Origin of the sequence: Kocuria sp. HSID17590 (assembly GCF_003989485.1) — a bacterium.
Classification (GTDB): Bacteria; Actinomycetota; Actinomycetes; order Actinomycetales; family Micrococcaceae; genus Kocuria; species Kocuria salsicia.
The window spans coordinates 72,802-92,993 of the sequence record NZ_RBMB01000010.1 but is presented as its reverse complement, the minus strand read 5'-3'; the positions used below and the strand labels follow the sequence as shown (position 1 = coordinate 92,993).

General features: G+C 69.4%; 20 protein-coding genes and 1 pseudogene. 17 read left to right on the top strand and 4 right to left on the bottom strand.

What is annotated here, in order from left to right:
* Positions 1-449: pseudogene (locus D8M39_RS12610) on the top strand (hypothetical protein); the annotation flags it as partial.
* Between the two features lie 79 nt (positions 450-528).
* On the opposite strand, the gene D8M39_RS05345 reads toward D8M39_RS12610, so the two are convergent.
* Positions 529-1,497 carry an NAD(P)-dependent oxidoreductase gene (locus D8M39_RS05345; protein WP_094394247.1) on the bottom strand — a complete coding sequence of 323 codons (969 nt, stop codon included), beginning with the start codon at positions 1,495-1,497 and terminating at the stop codon, positions 529-531.
* A gap of 230 nt (positions 1,498-1,727) precedes the next feature.
* On the opposite strand from D8M39_RS05345, the gene D8M39_RS05340 reads away from it, so the two are divergent.
* The 15 genes from D8M39_RS05340 (at position 1,728) to murA (ending at position 16,348) form a co-directional block, all read left to right on the top strand.
* Positions 1,728-2,660 (top strand): glycosyltransferase, encoded by a 933-nt coding sequence (locus D8M39_RS05340; protein ID WP_094394245.1) that lies wholly within the window; start codon positions 1,728-1,730, stop codon positions 2,658-2,660.
* On the top strand, positions 2,647-3,507 hold the full coding sequence (locus D8M39_RS05335; protein ID WP_055084929.1) for a glycosyltransferase: 861 nt from the start codon (positions 2,647-2,649) through the stop codon (positions 3,505-3,507). Before D8M39_RS05340 ends, D8M39_RS05335 begins: the two co-directional genes overlap by 14 nt.
* Positions 3,508-3,535: 28 nt before the next feature.
* The gene (locus tag D8M39_RS05330) at positions 3,536-5,608 is read left to right on the top strand and encodes a nucleoside-diphosphate sugar epimerase/dehydratase (RefSeq protein ID WP_232300315.1); all 2,073 of its coding nucleotides are present in this window, start codon (positions 3,536-3,538) and stop codon (positions 5,606-5,608) included.
* The gene (locus D8M39_RS05325) at positions 5,605-6,807 is read left to right on the top strand and encodes a glycosyltransferase family 4 protein (protein ID WP_332308100.1); all 1,203 of its coding nucleotides are present in this window, start codon (positions 5,605-5,607) and stop codon (positions 6,805-6,807) included. Before D8M39_RS05330 ends, D8M39_RS05325 begins: the two co-directional genes overlap by 4 nt.
* Positions 6,808-6,998: 191 nt before the next feature.
* Positions 6,999-7,400: a hypothetical protein gene (locus D8M39_RS05320; RefSeq protein WP_126874570.1), complete on the top strand. Its 402-nt coding sequence runs from the start codon at positions 6,999-7,001 to the stop codon at positions 7,398-7,400.
* Entirely contained in the window at positions 7,397-7,807 is a 411-nt protein-coding gene (locus tag D8M39_RS05315; protein ID WP_238693966.1) for an AtpZ/AtpI family protein, read from the top strand. Before D8M39_RS05320 ends, D8M39_RS05315 begins: the two co-directional genes overlap by 4 nt.
* A gap of 30 nt (positions 7,808-7,837) precedes the next feature.
* Positions 7,838-8,629, top strand: coding sequence for a F0F1 ATP synthase subunit A (gene atpB / locus D8M39_RS05310; RefSeq protein ID WP_055084924.1), 792 nt, complete (start codon positions 7,838-7,840; stop codon positions 8,627-8,629).
* 112 nt (positions 8,630-8,741) lie between these two features.
* The gene (locus tag D8M39_RS05305) at positions 8,742-8,942 is read left to right on the top strand and encodes an ATP synthase F0 subunit C (RefSeq protein ID WP_016996283.1); all 201 of its coding nucleotides are present in this window, start codon (positions 8,742-8,744) and stop codon (positions 8,940-8,942) included.
* A 46-nt stretch (positions 8,943-8,988) separates the two neighbouring features.
* Positions 8,989-9,540, top strand: coding sequence for a F0F1 ATP synthase subunit B (locus D8M39_RS05300; RefSeq protein ID WP_055084922.1), 552 nt, complete (start codon positions 8,989-8,991; stop codon positions 9,538-9,540).
* Positions 9,540-10,352, top strand: coding sequence for a F0F1 ATP synthase subunit delta (locus D8M39_RS05295; protein WP_094394241.1), 813 nt, complete (start codon positions 9,540-9,542; stop codon positions 10,350-10,352). Before D8M39_RS05300 ends, D8M39_RS05295 begins: the two co-directional genes overlap by 1 nt.
* 171 nt (positions 10,353-10,523) lie before the next feature.
* On the top strand, positions 10,524-12,149 hold the full coding sequence (atpA, locus tag D8M39_RS05290) for a F0F1 ATP synthase subunit alpha (RefSeq protein WP_055084918.1): 1,626 nt from the start codon (positions 10,524-10,526) through the stop codon (positions 12,147-12,149).
* A 58-nt stretch (positions 12,150-12,207) separates the two neighbouring features.
* Positions 12,208-13,119, top strand: coding sequence for a F0F1 ATP synthase subunit gamma (locus D8M39_RS05285; protein WP_055084916.1), 912 nt, complete (start codon positions 12,208-12,210; stop codon positions 13,117-13,119).
* A gap of 40 nt (positions 13,120-13,159) precedes the next feature.
* Complete coding sequence (atpD, locus tag D8M39_RS05280; protein ID WP_055084914.1) at positions 13,160-14,626, top strand: F0F1 ATP synthase subunit beta; 1,467 nt, start codon at positions 13,160-13,162, stop codon at positions 14,624-14,626.
* Positions 14,627-14,628: 2 nt separating this feature from the next.
* Complete coding sequence (locus D8M39_RS05275; RefSeq protein ID WP_055084912.1) at positions 14,629-14,907, top strand: F0F1 ATP synthase subunit epsilon; 279 nt, start codon at positions 14,629-14,631, stop codon at positions 14,905-14,907.
* 157 nt (positions 14,908-15,064) lie between these two features.
* Positions 15,065-16,348, top strand: coding sequence for a UDP-N-acetylglucosamine 1-carboxyvinyltransferase (gene murA / locus D8M39_RS05270; protein ID WP_055084910.1), 1,284 nt, complete (start codon positions 15,065-15,067; stop codon positions 16,346-16,348).
* Positions 16,349-16,538: 190 nt separating this feature from the next.
* On the opposite strand, the gene D8M39_RS05265 is transcribed toward murA, so the two are convergent.
* The 3 genes from D8M39_RS05265 to D8M39_RS05255 all read right to left on the bottom strand — a co-directional run bounded on the left by D8M39_RS05265 (position 16,539) and on the right by D8M39_RS05255 (position 19,024).
* Positions 16,539-16,742: a cold-shock protein gene (locus tag D8M39_RS05265; protein WP_012398055.1), complete on the bottom strand. Its 204-nt coding sequence runs from the start codon at positions 16,740-16,742 to the stop codon at positions 16,539-16,541.
* A gap of 363 nt (positions 16,743-17,105) precedes the next feature.
* Positions 17,106-17,801, bottom strand: a complete 696-nt coding sequence (gene nucS, locus D8M39_RS05260) for an endonuclease NucS (protein WP_055084908.1) — start codon at positions 17,799-17,801, stop codon at positions 17,106-17,108.
* 44 nt (positions 17,802-17,845) lie between these two features.
* The gene (locus D8M39_RS05255; RefSeq protein WP_238693965.1) at positions 17,846-19,024 is read right to left on the bottom strand and encodes an AI-2E family transporter; all 1,179 of its coding nucleotides are present in this window, start codon (positions 19,022-19,024) and stop codon (positions 17,846-17,848) included.
* A gap of 146 nt (positions 19,025-19,170) precedes the next feature.
* Between D8M39_RS05255 and D8M39_RS05250 the strand changes: the two genes are divergently transcribed.
* Positions 19,171-20,184 (top strand): tetratricopeptide repeat protein, encoded by a 1,014-nt coding sequence (locus D8M39_RS05250; protein WP_126874568.1) that lies wholly within the window; start codon positions 19,171-19,173, stop codon positions 20,182-20,184.
* Positions 20,185-20,192: the final 8 nt, after the last annotated feature.

Genomic DNA, 20,192 nt, shown 5'->3' with positions numbered 1-20,192 from the left:
CGGGCAGCGCGGACGGGGTGAGTACCGGCGGCAGCACGGGCAGCCCGGACGCAACGGGCACCGCGAACGCCACAGCTGCGGCGGCCACGGTGGCCGGCGCCTCGGCGCAGACCACCGCGGGCGCGTCGTCGTCGTCGGCCTCGCCCGGTACGGCCGAGACACCGGACGCTAGGTCCGAGGCCGGGGCGACTGATCTGGCGCGCGAGACGGACGGCGGCGACGTCGCGCCGGAATCCCCGGCGGCCCACGGGGTTCCGCGGACCCCCGCGACCCGGGACGCGTCCGACGTCTCGGACGAGGAGCTCATCACCGCGTTGGTGCAGGACGGCGCGCCCACACCGGAGAGCGCCGTCGACCAGGGCAGGGACCGCCGCGTGCGTCCCGAACCCCGGTGGGACGGCACGAGTGCCCTGAGCATGGCGGACGCCGAACGCCTCGTGGGGGAGTGAACCCCGGGACTATGCGGAAGAGCCCGCCCTCACGCAACGCTGGTGCGCTGAGAGGGGGCGGGCTCTTTCTCGGAAGGGGTCAGCGTCCGAGCGCGAGGTGCGCCTCGCGCAGGATCTCCTGGACGTGGGGCTGCGGGATCACGCCGTGCTCGTGGGCCCACCCGGGGACCTGCCGCTGGCCGAACCAGGTGACCTCGAGGCGGCGGATGAGCCCCGCGTAGCGGTGGCCCACCACGCCGGAGCCGAAGCGGGCGCACGCGATCACCGCGCGGCACAGCAGCGGCGGGAGGTTCAGGGGGTGGCGCCTGCCGGCGTCGCGCAGCACGGACCCGGTGGTCGCGCCCTCCCAGGGCTGCAGGATCACGGGCGGAAGCACGCCCGGGAACTCGCCCACGGAGGCGGTGAACTGCGCGAGTGCGGTCACCGAGGTCACGGGCGTGGGGGCGGTGCCGTCGCCAGCCACCGAGCTCAGCGGTGAGGACGCGAAGCGGGCCAGCATGCGCGTGGTCCGGCGGGCGGTGCCCATCACGGAGGTCGCCCGGATCACGGTGAGCTCCGGGGCGCTAGGCTCCTCGCTCCACTGCGAGTGCAGCCGGTACAGCGCGGACTCCCCGAGGGCCTTCGAGAACGAGTAGGGGGAGAACGGCGCCGTGCGGATGGACTCGTCGAGCACGGGGGCGTCCGCCTGCACCGACGCCGAGCTCATGTGGATCACCCGGCGCACACCGGTGCGGTGTGCAGCGAGTGCCACGAGCACCGGGAGCAGGGCGTTGGCACCGGTCAGCGACTGCTGGTGGGTCTGGTCCGGTGCGGCGAGGCCCGCGGCGTTGACGACGGTGTCGGCGCCCGCGAAGGACTCGGCCAGGTAGTCGATCACGGACTCCAGCCGGTGCGCGTGCTCGATGAGGTGGTGGACGGTGGTCGCCGGAGAGGCCAGGCGGGGTGTGGCCACCGGGGTGACCGGGATGTCACGCGCCCGCAGGGCCGTGGTGATGGCGGTGCCGATGAAGCCCGTTGCTCCGAGGACGCGCCAGCTGTGAGCCGTCACTGTGTGTCTCCTCCCGTGATGGTCCTCCCATCGTACGGTAGCGCCGGGAGCGGAGGGGGCCTGGCGCGCACCAGCAGCGGGCTCCCGGGCGACGTCGAGCGGGCACCAAGGTGGGCGTTGATAGACTCCGGGAGTTCGCCGGGCTCCGGCCCGCACCGCGTCCGCCCGCCGTGGCGAGGAGACCGGCCGAGCAGCTCGGACCACCACACGACCAGATCGCCGGGGGCGTCATGACGGAAACCGACCCGAGGGCCGTGGCGCCCACGAACCCCATCGTGAGCGTTGCCTGCGTCACGCAGGACAGGCCGCGGGACGTGGCGGCCCTGATCGACGAGCTGCGCTCGCAGACTGATCCCGTGGCGAGCCTGTGTCTCGTGGACGCCGGACGCACCGCACTGGACGAGGCCGCCCTGCGCGAGCAGATCGCGGGGGCCTTCAAGCTGCACTACCGCCGCTCCGTGGCGAACCTGGGAGGTGCCGGCGGCTTCTCCCTGGCGATCCTCACGGCCCTGGCCAGCGGGGCGGACCAGGTCTGGCTCATGGACGACGACGCCCACCCGGAGGACCCCGACTGCCTGCGCGTCCTGCGCACCGCCGCCCGCGAGCGCGGCCTCGCCGTGGTCTCGCCGCTGATCGTGGCACCGCAGGACCACGACCTCCTCTCCTTCCCGTTCCGCCTCGACGGCGGGATCACGCACCGGCGCGAGGACCTGGTCCCGCTGGGCTTCATCGACTCGTACGCCAACTTCTTCAACGGCGCCCTCATGGACGAGTCCGTCTTCTTCCGCGTGGGCCTGCCGGACCTGAAGCTCTTCTTGCGTGGTGACGAGGTGGACTTCCTGGTGCGGCTGCGCAAGAGCGGGCTGCCGTTCGGCACCGTGACCACCACGGCCGTGTCCCACCCGCCGGGCTGGGACGAGGAGCACGTGGTGATCCCGGGCCGCCTGCAGGTGCTGATCCCGCCGGGGGAGTTCAAGCAGCGGCACTTCTTCCGCAACCGCGGCTACGTCTCGTGGCGCTACAAGCGGGTGGTGCAGCTGGGCGCGGACGTGATCGGCTACCCGGCGCACTACCTCAAGAACCGTGACCTCACGGGCCTGCTCACGTGGGCCCGGCTCTACGGCAACGGCATACGCGGACGTGGTTTCGGTGGCCCTCGCTGAGCCGCTGACCCCGCCCGAGCTGCCCGCCCGCTTCTCCCTCCTGCTGCCCGTCTACGCGGGGGACACGCCCGAGCGCCTGCACCGGGCGGTCGAGTCCAACACGGTGGAGCAGACCCGGGCCCCCGCCGACGTCGTGGTCGTCCAGGACGGTCCCGTGCCGCCTGAGCTCGACGCCGAGCTCGAGCGTCTCGTGCGCGACTCCCCGGTTCCCGTGCGCCTCGTGCGCATTCCCGAGAACCGCGGGCTCGCCCACGCGCTGCGCACGGCCCTGCCCAGCTGCTCGTACGACGTCGTCGCGCGCGCGGACGCGGACGACGTCGCCTACCCCCGCCGCTTCGAGCTGCAGCTTCCGCTGATCGAGGCCGGCGCGGACCTCGTGGGGGCGTCGATGCACGAGATCGGCGACGACGAGGGCACACCCCTGGCCCTGCGCGCGGCACCCGTGGGGGCGCAGCGCATCCTGGCGGTGAGCAGGCGCCGCAACCCAATCTCGCACCCCACCGTGGTGCTGCGCCGCAGCGCCGTGGAGCGCGTGGGCGGCTACGAGGACGCGCCGATGGCCGAGGACTACTGGCTGTGGGCGCGCATGCTCCACGCGGGCGCGGACGTGCGCAACGTGGCCGAGCCGCTCGTGGGGTACCGGGTCTCCGCTGGCTCCTACGAACGCCGCGGCGGCTACAGGGTGCTCAGGGCGGAACTCGCGCTCCAGGCCCGGTTGCGGGCGCTGGGCCACGTGGGGTTCCTACAATGGGCAACGAACGTCATGGTGCGCGGCGGCTACCGGTTCGTGCCCGTCCGGGTGCGGGAGGCCGCCTACCGGCTCATGGTGGGTCGCCGCAACGGCTGATCCGCGCGCCCGAAAGGACTACGCTCACATGCCCAACCCCCCGAGCCCCACCACCCGAGGCGAGAAACCCGTCGCGTGGCTGTGGATCCAGATGATCCTGGATTCCGTCGCGTGGATCGTGGCGCTGTGGGTGGCCGTCCTGCTCCGGTTCGAGATGAACACCGAGCTCGTCTCCGTGGGCGGTGTCGTGGTCGCGTGCGTCGTGGCCGTGGTGCTGCAGCTGCTCGTGGGCTTCTCCTTCGCCCTCTACAAGGGCCGGTACTCCTTCGGCAGCTTCGAGGAGGCCAAGCTCCTGGTGGTCGTGACCGTCATCGTGACGGCGCTGCTCGAGGGCGTCCTGCTCGTCTTCGGCGTGACCCTGTGGGTGCCGCGCTCGCTGGGCTTCATCGCGTTCCCCTTCGCGTGCCTGCTCATGGCCGCGTTCCGCTACCTGAAGCGGATGTACCAGGAGTCCACCGCCAAACCCGGGGACGAGGCCCAGCACGTGGTGATCTTCGGGGCCGGCGCCCTGGGCACGTTCCTGGTGCACCGCATGATGCAGGACCCGGCATCGGGCTTCCTGCCGGTGGCCCTGCTCGACGACGACCCGGCCAAGAAGCACCTGCGCATCTCCTCCGTCCCCGTCATGGGCACGCTGCACGACGCCGCCTCGGTCCTCGAGCACACACGCGCGGGTGTGCTGATCGTTGCGCTCGCGGACGCGGATCCTCGCGCGATGCAGCGTGTGTCCGAGGCCGTGGAGGGCACCGGCACGCGCGTGATGACCGTGCCCCCGCTGAGCGAGATGCTCGCCGGCGGGAACCAGGGGATGGACCTGCGCGACATCTCCATGGAGGACCTGATCGGCCGGCGGCCCGTGGACATCCACGTGGACGCCATCGCCGGCTACGTGACCGGCAAGCGGGTGCTCGTCACCGGCGCGGGCGGGTCCATCGGCTCCGAGCTGTGCCGCCAGCTGGTGGGCTTCGAGCCCTCGGAGCTGATCATGGTGGACCGGGACGAGACCGGGCTGCAGACCACCCAGATCTCCATCACCGGCCGAGGGCTGCTGGACGGCAAGGACACCGTGCTGTGCGACATCCGGGACGGGGAGGCCCTGACCCGGGTGTTCCAGGAGCGCAGGCCGCAGGTCGTGTTCCACGCCGCCGCGCTGAAGCACGTCTCCCTCCTGGAGCAGTACCCGGACGAGGCGTGGAAGACCAACGTCATGGGTTCCCTGCACGTGCTCGAGGCGGCCGCATCGGTGGACGTGGACGTCTTCGTGAACGTCTCCACGGACAAGGCCGCCAACCCCACCACCGCACTGGGCCACTCCAAGCGGGTGGCCGAGAAGCTCACAGCCTGGATGGGCGAGCAGACCGGCAGGCGCTACGCGTCCGTGCGCTTCGGCAACGTCTTCGGCTCCCGCGGCTCCATGCTTCCCCTGTTCGCGGAGCAGATCCGCCAGGGCGGGCCGATCACCGTGACCCACCCGGACGCCACGCGCTACTTCATGACCATTCCGGAGGCCTGTCAGCTCGTGATCCAGGCCGGTGCGATTGCCCGCGGGGGAGAGGTGCTGATCCTGGACATGGGGGAGCCCGTGCGGATCATGGACATCGCCCAGCGGCTGCGGGCCATGTCCGGGCGGGAGGACATCGCCATCGAGATCACCGGCCTGCGTCACGGCGAGAAGCTGCACGAGGACCTGATCGGCACGGGGGAGACGGACGAGCGCCCCTTCCACCCCAAGATCTCCCACGCCAAGGCTGAGCGCCTCGACCCCGCGAACCTGGACCGGCACGTGTGGAAGGTCCGCGGCGGCATGATGTTCACGGGATCCATCCCCCAGGTGGTGGTGAGCACCCAGCCCAGGATCACGAGCTTCTCCGTGCCGCGCGCCGCGCGGTGCGTGTCCTCCCGGGAGGACGGTCACGAGAGCGAGCACCCCTCGGTCGACACGCCCCGTGGTGCGAACGGCGGCACCGCCGGGGCGTTCCCGGCGAGCACTGAGGCCGCGGGCGACCACGTTGACGACGGCGCGGGCCGGGTCCCGCAGCCGCCCGCTGATCGGCACACGGCCGGGTCCGGTGACCGGGACGACGAGGGGGGGCGGGCATGAGCGCCGTGCTCGCGGGCGTTCTCACCCCCGCCCTGGAAGTGCCGACGTTGACCGCACCGGCCTCGAGCACGTCTGGACTGGGCGCGTTGTCGCCGGGTGCCGCCGTCCTGCCGCGTGCCGCGCAGCTGCCGTCCATGGCCGACCCCGGGACGGTGACGGGCGGGGACGCACTGTCGATGCTGCTGGGGCTGGCGCCCTGGACGCTGCTCCTGGCGTTCGTGCTCTCCGCGGTGCTGCCCTTCGCGGTGAAGCCGTGGCTGACCCGGTGGGGAATCATCGACATCCCCTCGGACCGCTCCTCGCACTCCAAGCCCGTTCTGCGGGGCATGGGGCTCGCCGTGGCCATCTCGCTCGTGCTCACGTACGGGACCTGTCTGCTGACCGGCCTGATTCCGGTGGACCGCTCCGTGGCCGCGGTGGTGCTCGCGATGACCCTGGCCTCGGCGGCCCTGGGCTGGGCGGAGGACTACCGCGGCGTCTCCATCGGCATGCGGCTCGGCGCGCAGGCCCTCGTGGGCGCCGTCGGCACGGCAGCACTGATCGTGGCCCTGGGCGTGCCCGCGTGGTGGTGGCCCGTGGGCGTCGTCGCGACCGTCGCGTACATCAACATCGCCAACTTCATGGACGGCATCAACGGGATCTCGGGTCTGCACGGCGGAGCCGTGGGACTGCTCTACGCGTGGGCGGGCGCGGCCAACGGGATGCCCTGGATGGTCTGCGCCGGTCTCGCCCTGGCCGGTGCGTTCCTCGGGTTCCTGCCCTGGAACCTGGGGCGCGGCACGGTCTTCCTGGGCGACGTCGGGTCCTACGTCCTCGGCGGGTCGATCGCGGCCATCGCCATCGGCGCGTTCCTCTCGGGCGTCTACGTGGAGTACCTGCTGCCCCCGCTGCTCGTCTACCTGGCGGACACGGCCGTGACGCTCGTGCTGCGGATCCGCCGCGGCGAGGTCTGGTACAAGCCGCACCGTCAGCACGTCTACCAGCGGCTCACGGACGTGGGACTGTCCCACGTCCAGTCGGCGCTGGTGGTCACGGCGGCCACGGTGCTGGTCAGTCTGATCTCGCTGTACGGGCTGCGTGCGAACGGCACGGGCTCGGCGCTCGCCGGCCTCGCCGTGGTGCTCGTCATCGTGGTGTACCTCGCGTCCCCGGAGCTGCTCTCACGGCTCGAGAGGGTGAGGGGCGGGGCCACGTCGTGACGACTCGTCCAGAGACCGGGCGTGCCGGGGACGACGCCCCTCTCCCCGCCACCAACACGGAATCGTCCGTTGCCCCGCCAGCCGTGCCGACGATCCCGGAGTCATACGGAGCCGGGGTGCGCCGCACCTCCTTGGCCTGCCTCGGTCTTGGGGTGCTCCTCGTCCTGACAGCAGGCCTGGGGATCTCCGACATGCTGCGCTCCGTTGCCCTCGGTGCGGGCCTGGTGGTCCTCAGCTCGAGTGCCACGGTACTGGTGGCGGCGCAGATGTACCGGATGGCCCCCGCAGCCACGGCCCCCGCGCTCGCGGCGCTCTACCTGCTCAAGGTGCTTGTCCTGGGGTGGGTGCTGCTCGCGGTGGGAGCGCCCGGGTGGTTGGCCTCCAGGGCCTTCGCCGTGACGGTGCTGGCGGGTCTCGTGCTCTCCACTGCGCTCTTTGCGCTGCTCGTGAGGCACGTCACGGTCGGCATGACGGACCGCCCCGAGCCCGCACTGTCCGGTGCCGATGGCGGCGCGAACCGGCCCCTGGGCGGTATTCCACAGATCCGAGAGGCCACCGGCGGACCTCACCACCACGAGAGCGAGACGTCATGACTCCGGCACAGGACCAGCCCGACTCCTCCGGACCCACCGACCCGGACACCAGTCGGCCTGCAGGCGACCCGTTCCGCAAGGCGGCCCACCGCTACCGGGACTCCGCGCGGAAGGAGACCCTGCAGACCGCGGGAGAGCTGGTCGAGGAGGGCGGTCTCGGCGGGGGACTCGCCGTGTTGCTCTACATAGTGGTCGGTGCGGTGTTATGGAGTTTGGTAGGCTGGTTCCTGGATCACCTGCTGGGAACACGGTGGATTGTGATCGCGGGTGCCGTCTTCGGCGCGTCTGCCGGGGTGTACCTCGGCTACCTCCACATGAGGGACGCCTTGAACCGCAGCCAACCCCCGCAGAAGACCACGTCGGAGACAAGGAAGTCATCTGAACCGGGCCACCGGCCCGGAGCGTGACCGGTCTGGACACCGCAGAAAGGACCCGTATTGAACCCCGCCCTGAGGATTCCGGCCGAATTCGTGGCCCCTTCCACGGAAGACGCCCATCTTCCCCCGTTCTTCGAAGTGGGGTCCTTCGCCTTCGGCAAGCAGTCTCTGCTGATCCTTCTGTCGGTGGTTCTGATCGCCGGCCTCTTCATGTTCCTGATCCGTCGCCGGGCCATGGTGCCCTCCAAGGGCCAGTACGTCGGCGAGATGGGCTACGGCCTGGTTCGCAACCACCTGGGCCGGGACATCATCGGTGAGAAGGACTTCCGGCCGTACGTGCCGCTGCTGTTCAGCTTCTTCTTCTTCATCCTGGTGAACAATCTCTTCGGGTCGATCCCCGTGCTCCAGCTTCCCACGCTGTCGCACCCGGGTTCCGCCTACGTGCTGGCCGCCATTGCCTACGTCGTGTGGGTCGGCGTGGGCATCAAGCGTCACGGTCTCGGCCACTTCATGGTCAAGATGACCATGCCGCCGGACGTCCCCAAGTTCCTCTACGTGATCCTGATCCCGCTCGAGTTCCTCTCGAACATGATCATCCGTCCTGTGACGCACGCGCTGCGTGTGTTCGCCACGATGTTCGCGGGCCACATGGCCATCATGGTCGCAGCCGCGTTCATGGCGTACCTGGCCACCGAGGTGGGCGGCGTGCTCGGCATCGCCGGCTCCGGGTTCGGTCTCGTGCTGGGACTGTTCATCTACTTCCTGGAGGTTCTGATCCAGATCCTGCAGGCCTACATCTTCACCCTGCTGTTCGCCGTGTACGTACAGGGCGCACTGCAGGAGGGGCACTAGCCCCACGAAGGAGCGCCGCCTCCGGGCCGCTCACTTGACCATCGTCCGTTCACGGTTCTCGTAACGGCACCACCGCTCGCTCCTGCGGGCACCCAGAAAGGAAATATCCACAATGGAAGGTTCGCTTAGCGTCATTGGCTACGGTCTCGCTGCCATCGGCGGTGGTATCGGTGTGGGTCTCATCTTCGCCGCCTACATGCAGGCCGTCGCTCGCCAGCCCGAGTCCCAGCGCGTGATCCAGCCGATGCTGTTCATGGGCTTCGCCGTGGTCGAGGCCCTCGCCATTCTGGGCTTCGTCCTGGCGCTGCTCTGAGGCACCCCTCAGAACACGCCCTAACTAGAGAACAGGAATCGAGCTCATGAACGCACTGGTGTTGGCAGCCGAGGAGGCGAAGAGTCCTCTCTTCCCCGACGGCTGGGAAATGCTGATCACCTTCATCGGGTTCGTGATTCTGCTCTTCATCGCGTTCAAGTTCATCGTCCCGGCGTTCGAGAAGGTCTACAAGGACCGGGCGGACGCCATCGAGGGTGGACTTGCCAAGGCGAAGGCCGCTCAGGCCGAGGCCAAGGCAGCACGCGACGAGTACAACCAGCAGCTCGAAAGTGCCCGGCTCGAGGCCCAGAAGATCCGTGAGGAAGCTCGCTCAGAGGGCGAGAAGATCCTGGCGGACTTCAAGGATCGCGCCAACCTGGAATCCGCGCGGATCACCGAGAACGCCCACAAGGCCATCGAGGCCGAGCGTGCGGCGGCCGTGGTGTCCCTGCGGGACGAGGTCGGCACTCTGGCAACGCAGCTCGCGTCCAAGATCGTCGGGGAGTCCTTGAACGACGACGACCGCGCCAACCGCGTGGTCGATCGCTTCCTGGCTGACCTGGACGCCGAGCAAGGCCGTACGGGAGCTGCACGGTAATGGCAGAAGCATCGAACGAACCTTACCGAACCCTCACAGTGAACGTGGACCGCTGGGCCGGGGCCGCGAGCACCGGGATCACGAAGCAGCTCTTCGAGATCCTGGACATCGTGGACGCCAACGGCCCACTGCGCCGGGCACTCACGGACCCCTCGCGCTCTGCGGATGACCGTGCCCGCCTCGTGCACACGCTGTTCGACGGCCGGGCCAACGACGTCGCCGTGGACATCGTCGCGGAACTCGCCTCCCAGCGAAGCGCCACCGAGCGCCAGCTGGGGGACGGGATCGAGCGGACGGCCGTGCAGCTCGCAGCCGCGGCCGCCGAGAACCGTGGCGGTGTCGACGCTCTCGAGGCGCTCGTGGACGAACTCATCGGGTTCAAGTCCATGCTGGAGCGCTCCGCCGAGCTGCAGCGCGCGTTCTCGGACTCGCGTGCGAGTGCCGAGGCCAAGGTGACCCTTGCCCGACGTCTTATGGCGCCGGGGTCCGAGGAGGCCGCACTGCTCGTGGAACGCGCGGTCAGCGAACCGCGCGGCTCGCTGCCCGGGCGGCTGCTCGAGCACTTCGCCCAGTGGGTCGCGGACCGGCAGCATCGTTGGATCGCCCGCGTGCAGACGGCTCGGCCGCTGCGTGAGGACCAGCTGGCGAAGCTGCGGGACGCGCTGAACCGCCTGTACGGACGGGATCTCAAACTGACCACGGAGACCTCTCCGTCGCTGGTGGGGGGTCTGCGCGTGCAGGTGGGCGAGGAGATCATCGACGGCTCGGTCACCCACCGGCTGGATCAGCTGCAGCAGCGGATCGCGGCCTGATCCTCTCGTGGAGCGAGGATCGCGGGGAGTCGGTCGATGCCGGCATCTCGTCGCGTTGCCTCCACGGGCGGCCCACGCGGCTGCACGGCGATGGGGCAACGCATCGCGACAAGAACAAGCCTGGTCATTGCTCACGCGATGATCACACGACGTAGAGAGCAGGGACAGCAGATGGCCGATGTGACCATCAATGCCGACGAGGTCCGTAGCGCGCTGAACGATTTCGCCGCGTCCTACGATCCCGGCAACGTGGAACGAGTAGAAGTAGGACGCGTGTCGTCCGCGGCAGACGGCATCGCCCATGTGGAGGGCCTTCCCTCCGTCATGGCCAACGAGTTGCTCAAGTTCGAGAACGGGGTGCTGGGCCTGGCCCTGAACCTCGACACCCGCGACATCGGCGTCGTGGTCCTCGGCGACTTCCAGGGCATCGAGGAGGGCCAGGAGGTCCACCGCACCGGCGAGGTGCTCTCCGTGCCCGTGGGCGAGGGCTACCTCGGCCGCGTCGTGGATCCGCTCGGCGAGCCCCTCGACGACCTCGGACCGGTCGCCACGGACGGCCGCCGCGAACTCGAGCTGCAGGCCCCCGGCGTGACCATGCGCAAGTCCGTGCACGAGCCGCTGCAGACCGGCATCAAGGCCATCGACGCCATGATCCCGATCGGTCGCGGCCAGCGTCAGCTGATCATCGGCGACCGCCAGACCGGAAAGACCGCCATCGCGGTGGACGCCATCCTGAACCAGCGCTCCAACTGGGAGTCCGGAGACGTCGAGAAGCAGGTCCGCTGCATCTACGTGGCGGTCGGCCAGAAGGCCTCCACCATCGCCGCTGTGCGCCAGACGCTGGAGGACAACGGTGCCCTGGACTACACGACTATCGTGGCGGCCCCGGCCTCGGAGTCCGCGGGTCTGAAGTACCTGGCTCCCTACGCCGGCTCGGCCATTGGCCAGCACTGGATGTACAACGGCAAGCACGTGCTGATCGTCTTCGACGACCTCTCCAAGCAGGCCGAGGCCTACCGTGCGGTGTCTCTGCTGCTGCGCCGTCCGCCGGGACGCGAGGCGTACCCCGGCGACGTGTTCTACCTGCACTCTCGCCTGCTCGAGCGCTGCGCCAAGCTCTCGGACGAGCTGGGCGCGGGCTCGATGACCGGTTTGCCCATCATCGAGACCAAGGCGAACGACGTCTCGGCGTTCATCCCCACCAACGTCATCTCCATCACCGATGGCCAGATCTTCCTCCAGTCGGACCTGTTCAACGCCAACCAGCGTCCCGCCGTGGACGTGGGCATCTCGGTGTCGCGCGTGGGCGGCGCCGCTCAGGTCAAGGCCATGAAGAAGGTCTCCGGCACGCTGAAGCTCGAGTTGGCGTCCTACCGCTCCATGCAGGCGTTCGCCATGTTCGCCTCGGACCTGGATGCCGCCTCCCGCCAGCAGCTGACCCGCGGTGGGCGTCTCATGGAGCTGCTCAAGCAGCCCCAGTACACGCCCTACCCCGTGGCGGACCAGGTCGTCTCGATCTGGGCGGGCACCACCGGCCAGCTCGACGACGTCGAGGTCGCCAACGTGTCCGAGTTCGAGCGCGCCCTCCTGGACCAGGTGCGCCGCACGACCAACGTCATGGACTCGATCAACTCCACCGGCAAGCTCGAGGACGACGCGATCGACGCCCTGAAGACCGCGGTGGCAGAGGTCAAGCGTGACTTCCACGGTTCCAAGCACGGCATCGAGCCGGGCGTGGAGGAGCACGACAGCCTCGGCGCCACCGCTGTGAACCAGGAAACGATCGTCAAGAAGTAGCCGCTTTCGGTGGTGCGCCGGCCCCCGGCGCACCACCACGGTGCCGAAAGGAAATTTCATGGGAGCGCAGATTCGGGTCTACCGACAGAAGATCGCATCCACGTCGTCGATGAAGAAGATCTTCAAGGCGATGGAGATGATCGCGACCTCGCGCATCAACAAGTCCCGGCAGAGCCTCGAAGGTGCGTACCCGTACGCCAACGCGCTGACCCGCGCGGTTTCCCAGATCGCCACGCAGCACAACATCACCCACCCCCTGACCATCGTTTCGGACGATGTCCGGCGGGCGGCCGTCGTGGTCTTCACCTCGGACCGGGGGCTGGCGGGTTCCTACTCCTCCAACGTGCTCAAGCGCACGGAGGAGCTGCTGGAGCTGCTGCGTTCGCAGGGCAAGGAGACCCGCGTGTACCTCGTGGGTCGCAAGGCCAAGGCGTACTTCGACTTCCGGCACCGCGACTACGACGACTTCTGGACGGGCAACACGGACAGCGCGAGCACCGAGCGCGCCGAGGAGCTCACCGAGCGTCTGATGAGCGACATCAACGCCCCGCACGAGGACGCCGGCGTGGACGAGGTGCTGCTCGTGTACACGCAGTTCAACTCCATGGTGAACCAGGAGCCGCGGGTGCTGCGCCTGCTGCCCCTGGAGGTTGTTGACGCGAACGACCTGGGTGACGAGGTCTCCCAGCGCTACGACGCGCTGGAGGACACGCACAGCAACTTCGAGTTCGAGCCGAACCCGGAGGAGCTGTTCAACCAGATCCTTCCCCGGTACGTGAAGGCGCGCATCTACTCGGCACTGTGCCACGCGGCGTCGAGCGAGCTCGCGTCCCGCCAGCGCGCCATGAAGGCCGCCGGGGACAACGCCACCGAGCTCATCAAGAAGTACACGCGTCTGATGAACAACGCCCGCCAGGCGGAGATCACGACCGAGTTGACCGAAATCGTCAGTGGCGCCGAGGCCCTCTAGGCCCGCGCTCCCCATTGCCAGCCGAAACGAAGTGAGAGAAATGACTGCCACTATCAACGACCAGGCGACCCAGCCGGTCGCGGGGGGCGGCACCGGCCGCATCGCCCGCGTGATCGGACCCGTGGTCGACGTCGAGTTCCCCGAGAACCAGGTTCCGGACCTCTACAACGCGCTGACCGCTGACTACGAGTTCAACGGCAAGCCGCGCCGCATCACCTTCGAGACCGCCCAGCACCTCGGCTCCAACGTGGTGCGCGCGATCTCGCTGCAGCAGACCGACGGCCTGGTGCGCGGCACGCCCGTGCAGGACACCGGTGCCCCGATCTCCGTGCCCGTGGGCGAGGTGGTCAAGGGCCACATCTTCAACGTCCTGGGTGACTCCCTGGACCTTCCCGTCTCCGAGCTGGACGTCCAGGAGCGCTGGCCCATCCACCGCAAGGCGCCGTCCTTCGCGGAGCTCGAGGGCAGCACCGAGATGATGGAGACGGGCATTAAGTCTATCGATCTCCTCACCCCCTACATCAAGGGCGGAAAGATCGGCCTGTTCGGCGGCGCCGGCGTGGGCAAGACGGTGCTCATCCAGGAGATGATCACCCGTGTGGCCCGCAACTTCGGCGGCACCTCGGTGTTCGCCGGCGTGGGCGAGCGCACCCGTGAGGGCAACGACCTGTGGGTCGAGATGGAGGAGGCGGGGGTTCTCAAGGACACCGCCCTCGTGTTCGGCCAGATGGACGAGCCGCCTGGAACGCGTCTGCGCGTGGCACTGACCGGTCTGACGATGGCGGAGTACTTCCGCGACGTCATGAACCAGGACGTGCTGCTGTTCATCGACAACATCTTCCGCTTCACGCAGGCGGGCTCCGAGGTCTCCACGCTGCTGGGCCGCATCCCCTCCGCCGTGGGCTATCAGCCCACGCTGGCGGACGAGATGGGCGTGCTGCAGGAGCGCATCACCTCCACGCGCGGTCACTCCATCACGTCGATGCAGGCCATCTACGTGCCCGCGGACGACTACACGGACCCGGCCCCGGCCACCACGTTCGCGCACCTGGATGCCACCACGGAGCTCTCGCGTGAGATCGCGTCGCGCGGTCTGTACCCCGCGATCGACCCGCTGTCCTCCACGTCGCGCATCCTGGACCCGCAGTACGTGGGCCAGACGCACTACGACGTGGCGACCCGCGTGAAGTCGATCCTGCAGGAGAACAAGGAGCTGCAGGACATCATCGCGATCCTCGGTGTCGAAGAGCTCTCCGAGGAGCAGAAGGTCGTGGTCTCCCGCGCCCGCCGCATCGAGCAGTTCCTCTCGCAGAACACCTACACCGCGAAGCAGTTCACCGGTGTGGAGGGCTCCACGGTTCCCCTGGAGGAGACCATTGAGGCCTTCGGGAAGATCTGTGACGGCGAGCTGGACAACGTCCCGGAGCAGGCCTTCTACAACGTGGGCGGTCTGGACGACGTCATGCGGCGCTGGGACGAGATCAAGGCCGAGACGGGCGAGAAGTAGAGATGGCCGAACTCATCGTGGAAATCGTCGCCCTGGATCGGATGGTCTGGAACGGCACCGCCCGGCTCGTGCGGGTGCGGACCACCGAGGGCGACATCGGCATCATGCCCGGGCACGAGTCCATGGCCGGGCTGCTCAAACCGGGGGAGTTCGCGATCGACCGCGTGGACGGTGACCGCATGCGCGGCACCATCGACGCCGGTTTCGTCTCCGTCGACAACAACCGCGTCACGGTCGTCGCGGACGAGGTCTCCCTCGAGTCGGAGAACCGGTCCGCCTGACCGGATTGGGTGACCCATCGTCGTCGACCCTCGTGCCTGCTGGTACGGGGGTCGACGACGTTGTGAGACCTACGCGGTGACATCACGTTCGCGGCCGGTCACCGTGGCCGGACTCCGTTCCACCCCCCAGACAATGCCGTGGCCCCCAGGAGGAACCGTGGAAGAAATGATCGAGGTGCAGGGCCCGACCGCCGTGTCCGGAGCGCTGCCGGTGTTCGGAGCCAAGAACAGCGTGCTCAAGCTCATGGCCGCCACGCTGCTGGCCGTGGGGCGCTCCACCATCACCAACGTCCCGGAGATCCACGACGTCACCGTCATGGCGGAGCTGCTGCGCCGCCTGGGCTGCGACGTCTCCTACCGCCCGGCCGAGCACGAGGTGAGCATCGACGTCCCCGAGGAGCTCGGGCACCAGGCGGACTACGACCTCGTGCGGGCGATGCGCGCGTCCATCTCCGTGCTGGGGCCACTCATGGCACGCTGCCACCGGGCGGAGGTGGCGCTGCCCGGGGGAGACGCGATCGGCACGCGCGGCCTCGACATGCACCGCGCCGGGCTGGAAGCCATGGGCGCGCAGCTGAGCATTGAGCGGGGCTTCCTGCGCGCCAGCGCGGAGGGCGGGCTCGAAGGTGCCACCTACCGGTTGGGCTACCCGTCGGTGGGCGCCACGGAGAACCTGATGACCGCCGCGACCACCGCCCGGGGTGTCACGGTGCTGGAGAACGTGGCACGGGAACCCGAGATCGTGGACATCGGCCGGATGCTGCAGGAGATGGGTGCCCGCATCGAGGGGCTCGGCACCACCACGTTGACGATCCACGGTGTGCCCCGGCTGTCGCCGGTCACGCACCGCACCATCGCGGACCGCATCGTCGCCGGGACCTGGGCGTTCGCGGCCGCGGTCACGGGCGGTCGCGTGGAGATCGAGGGTGCCGAACCGGAGCACCTGTCCGTGGTCCTCGACAAGCTGCGCTCGGCTGGCTGCGAGATCGACACGTCCGAGGGGCGGTTCGTGGTGCAGGGCCCCGAACGGCCCCGGGCGATCAACGTCTCCACGCTTCCGTACCCCGGATTCCCCACGGACCTGCAGCCGTTCGTCGTGGCACTCAACGCGGTGGCGGAGGGATCCGGGATCATCACGGAGAACGTCTTCGAGGCCCGCTGGGGCTTCACGGCCGAGCTCGAACGACTGGGGGCGCGTGTGCAGCTGGACGGCCACCACGCCCGCGTGGACGGTGTCCCGGCGCACGAGCTCTCCGGTGCCCCCGTGGAGGCCATGGACATCCGCGCCGGCGCGGCCCTCGTGATCGCGGGCATGGCCGCCCAGGGCGTCACGGAGGTCTCCGGGGTGGAGCACATCGACCGCGGCTACGAGCACTTCGTGGACCACCTTGCACACGCGGGTGTCCGGGTGCAGCGGAGGATCGCGCGCGGCTGGAGCTGAGACGGGCGCCGGTCCCTCTTCTCCGGGGCTGCGCTCTCGGGGCTGCGCTCTCGTGTGCCGGCCAGGATGTCAGCGGGGGACCGGCCCCGGTCGGTTGTCCCGTCGGCGCATCCCGCGCCCGAAGTGCGGCGGGCACGAGAAAACCCCCGCCACCTCGTGAGGTGGCGGGGGTTTCGTCCGGGGACGCGTCTCAGATGACGGTCACGCCGGTGGCCTGGGGGCCCTTCTGGCCCTGGCCGATCTCGAACTCGACGCGCTGGTTCTCTTCGAGGGTGCGGAAGCCGCCCGACTGGATTTCGCTGTAGTGGACGAAGACGTCGCCATCAGCGTCGTCCGGCGTGATGAAGCCGAAGCCCTTTTCTGCGTTGAACCACTTAACGGTGCCCTGAGCCATAATGGGGCATCTCCTTCTGGAGTAATAGTGTGTGCACATGGATGTGCACCTGAACTGGTACCGCGAGAAGGCTGTGGATGCGGCTCACAAAGTGTTGTGCCACAGCGCCAGTCAGAACTTCACGCTCGCTACCATTCCTGCGAGCATGTCAAACATGATGCGAGAACACGTCAAGCATCACACACTGCCGCGCGGTGGTCAATCGTCCTGAGGCGGCACGGCGAATGTGTCGCCAAGATCTCACCGTCGACTCACCGGGCCCCGGAGACGTGGTGAGCAGCCACCGCGTGCCACCCGGCGGGCCTGGTCGCACGCGCCGTCCGGGAGGGCGGGACATCTGACGCGCCGGTCGGGGGAGGCCGCTCAGAAGAGCCGTGACTGCGTGTCGACGGCCCCGCGCATCTCGTCGTAGTCGAGGCTGAGGCACTCGATCCCGCGGTCGCGTGCCAGGGTGCGGGCCTGGGGTTTGATCTGCTGGGCGGCGTACACCCCGCGGACCGGACGCAGCAGGGGATCCCTGTTGAGGATCTCGAGGTAGCGGGTGAGCTGCTCCACGCCGTCGATGTCGCCACGGCGCTTCAGCTCGATCGCCACGGTGGCCCCGTTGGCGTCCCGCGCGAGGATGTCCACGGGTCCGATGGTGGTGGGGTACTCGCGGCGCACGAGGGAGAAGCCCTCGCCCAGGCGGGTGATCTGCTCGGCCAGCAGCCGCTGCAGGTCTGCCTCCACGCCGTCCTTGACGAGCCCCGGGTCCGCCCCGAGCTCGTGGTGGAGCTGGCTGTGCACGGTGGTGATGTTGATGAGCAGGCGGTCGTCCGACTTGCCCGCGCGGACCTCCCAGACCTCGGTGACTCCCTCGGCTGCAAGCTCCTCGGAGGGCTCGCGGACGTGGAGCTTCGCGGGCGGGCTCATCCAGTTCAGGGGCTTGTAGGACCCGCCGTCGGAGTGCACGAGCACCGAGCCGTCGGCCTTGAGCATGATGAGGCGGCGGGCCGGAGGAAGGTACGCGTTCAACCGTCCCTCGTAGCGCACCGAGCAGTCTGCAATCACTAAACGCACCAGGACAGCCTAGCGGCAGGCGTGGGCCACGGTGGCGTCGTCGCTCACCGGGTGTCCTGGCGCGGGACGAAGACCTCGCGGACCAGCAGCAGCCCCGCGGCCGCGGTGGGGATCGCGATGAGCGCGCCCAGCACGCTCCACAGCGCGCCCCCGGCGGCGACGGCGATGACGGCCACCGCGCCGGGCACCGCGACGGCCCGGGCCATGATGCGCGGAGAGACCACGTAGGCCTCGAGCTGGAGGTAGGCGAAGTAGCAGATGGCGTAGGGGATGGCCGTGTCCCACCCGCCGAGGGTGGCCGCGATCGTGACCAGGATGCCGGCGAGCACGCCGCCCACGAGCGGGATGAACGCGAGCAGCCCCACGAAGAGCACGAGCAGGGTCGCGTAGGGCACTCCCCAGACGTTCATGAGGATGAACGCCACGGTGGCGTTGATCAGTGCCACGCACGCCTGGCCCATGACGTAGTTGCCCACACCGTTGGTCATCCGCTCGCCGAGCTGCTGCACGCGGGCGCGGCGGCTCGCGGGCGCCAGCCGGTAGCACCACGCCTTCATGGTGGGCAGGGAGAAGAGGAAGTACAGGCTCAGGGCCATCACGATCAGCGTTCCGGTGATCGCGTTGAGCACCACCCCGCTCACGTTGACCACGGAGCCGAACATGCCGCCCAGGAAGTTCTCGTCCGTGGTGAGCCGCTTCTGCAGCCCGTCCGCGGCGGTCTGCACGGAGGAGGCGATGTCGAAGCGGTCGTCCAGGGTGTGGAAGAGGTCCGAGTGCATGAAGTCGTTGACGAAGTCCGGGCCCCGAGCGGCGATCTGCTGCGCCTGCTCCACCATGCGGGGGACCACGCCCAGGATGAATCCGGTGATCAGCAGCGCCAGCGCCACGATCACGATCCCCGCCGCGAGCGGGCGGGGAAGGCCCTTGGACTCGAGCCACCGCACCAGGGGATCGAGCCCCAGGGAGATGAACGCCGCCGTCACGATCCAGCCGACCAGCCCGCCGACGTTCGTGAGCACGTAGTAGACGAGCAGCGCGAGGCCCACGCCCACCGTGAGCATGAAGCCCGTCTGGACCGGGTGCGCCCGCGCGCCGCCCGGGCGGTCCCAGGGGGCGCGGCGCCTCTCCTGGTCCCCGGTGGGTTCCGGAGGCACCTCGAAGCGCTGGCGGGAGGGCCGGAAGCGCGCGGGCGGCTTGCGTCGTGGATCGGAGGTTGTGCTCACGCCGGAAGCGTACATCGCGGCACCGTCGGGACATCCCCGCCGCCCGGTGCACATAATGGAAATGACGACATCCGCGTGCCGTGTGGCACGGCGGGCACACTTTCGACCCGCGCTCCGAGAGGGCGCGGCTTCCGAGGAGGTCAGCCATGAGCGAGTTCCCCCCTTCCCCGTCCGGACGTCCGGCCGGCGCGTCGGCCCGTGGACAGCAGGGCGCACCCGGGCAGGGCGAGCAGCAGGTTCCCGCCTCCGTGCGCGGCGCCGTGGACCTGGGTGCAGCTACTGGCGGCGTGGCCGCCGGCGGGGCACCCCCGGGGGCACCGGCGGCGTCGGCAGCTGCGAACACCGGCGGCGGTTCCTACCGGGTGGCCCTGAACACCGGGAACTTCCAGCAGTACGCGGAGGCGTCCACGCAGTACCCGGTGGTCGTGGTGCTGCACGCACCGCAGAGCCCGGAGTCGGAGAGCTTCGTGGACGTCATCGCGAAGGTCGTGGACGGTTTCGACGGCAGGCTGCTGCTGGGCACGGTGGACGCGGCCGCCGAGCCGCAGATCGCGCAGGCCTTCCAGGCCCAGTCGGTTCCCACGGTGCTCGCCCTGCTGGGCGGACGCGTGGTGCCGCTCGTGACCTCGACCGTCCCCGAGGAGCAGCTGCGCGGGCTGCTCGGAGAGCTGCTGAGCCTCGCGGAGCAGAACGGTGTCACCGGCACGGCCGAGCCCACGGGCGGCGCGGCCGAGGAGCCCGCGCCGCTGCCGCCCCTGCACCAGGAGGCGGTGAACAAGCTGGAGGCCGGTGACCTCGACGGCGCCGAGGCCGCGTACCGCAGGGCGCTCGCCGAGAACCCCGGAGACCACGACGCCAAGCTCGCGCTCTCCCAGGTCCACCTGCTGCAGCGCGTGAGCGCCATGGACGCGAAGGCGGTGCGCGACGCCGCGGCATCCGCCCCGGAGGACCTGCAGGCGGCGCTCGACGTCGCGGACCTCGACCTCTCCGGGGGACACGTGGAGGACGCGTTCCGGCGGCTGCTGAACCTCGTGCGGACGAAGGCCGGCGAGGAGAAGGAGACCGCCCGGCAGCGGCTGGTGGACCTCTTCGACGTCGTGGGAGCGGACGACCCCCGCGTGGTCGCCGCCCGTTCGCAGCTCATGCGCGCCCTGTTCTGATCCGTTCG

Coding starts and splice junctions, on each gene's coding strand:
- atpD (WP_055084914.1), top strand. CDS start 13,160: ATGACTGCCACTATCAACGACCAGGCGACCCAGCCGGTCGCGGGGGGC.
- D8M39_RS05265 (WP_012398055.1), bottom strand. CDS start 16,742: ATGGCTCAGGGCACCGTTAAGTGGTTCAACGCAGAAAAGGGCTTCGGC.
- D8M39_RS05300 (WP_055084922.1), top strand. CDS start 8,989: ATGAACGCACTGGTGTTGGCAGCCGAGGAGGCGAAGAGTCCTCTCTTC.
- D8M39_RS05295 (WP_094394241.1), top strand. CDS start 9,540: ATGGCAGAAGCATCGAACGAACCTTACCGAACCCTCACAGTGAACGTG.
- D8M39_RS05325 (WP_332308100.1), top strand. CDS start 5,605: ATGAGCGCCGTGCTCGCGGGCGTTCTCACCCCCGCCCTGGAAGTGCCG.
- D8M39_RS05315 (WP_238693966.1), top strand. CDS start 7,397: ATGACTCCGGCACAGGACCAGCCCGACTCCTCCGGACCCACCGACCCG.
- atpA (WP_055084918.1), top strand. CDS start 10,524: ATGGCCGATGTGACCATCAATGCCGACGAGGTCCGTAGCGCGCTGAAC.
- D8M39_RS05275 (WP_055084912.1), top strand. CDS start 14,629: ATGGCCGAACTCATCGTGGAAATCGTCGCCCTGGATCGGATGGTCTGG.
- D8M39_RS05285 (WP_055084916.1), top strand. CDS start 12,208: ATGGGAGCGCAGATTCGGGTCTACCGACAGAAGATCGCATCCACGTCG.
- D8M39_RS05330 (WP_232300315.1), top strand. CDS start 3,536: ATGCCCAACCCCCCGAGCCCCACCACCCGAGGCGAGAAACCCGTCGCG.
- D8M39_RS05305 (WP_016996283.1), top strand. CDS start 8,742: ATGGAAGGTTCGCTTAGCGTCATTGGCTACGGTCTCGCTGCCATCGGC.
- D8M39_RS05250 (WP_126874568.1), top strand. CDS start 19,171: ATGAGCGAGTTCCCCCCTTCCCCGTCCGGACGTCCGGCCGGCGCGTCG.
- D8M39_RS05320 (WP_126874570.1), top strand. CDS start 6,999: ATGCTGCGCTCCGTTGCCCTCGGTGCGGGCCTGGTGGTCCTCAGCTCG.
- D8M39_RS05340 (WP_094394245.1), top strand. CDS start 1,728: ATGACGGAAACCGACCCGAGGGCCGTGGCGCCCACGAACCCCATCGTG.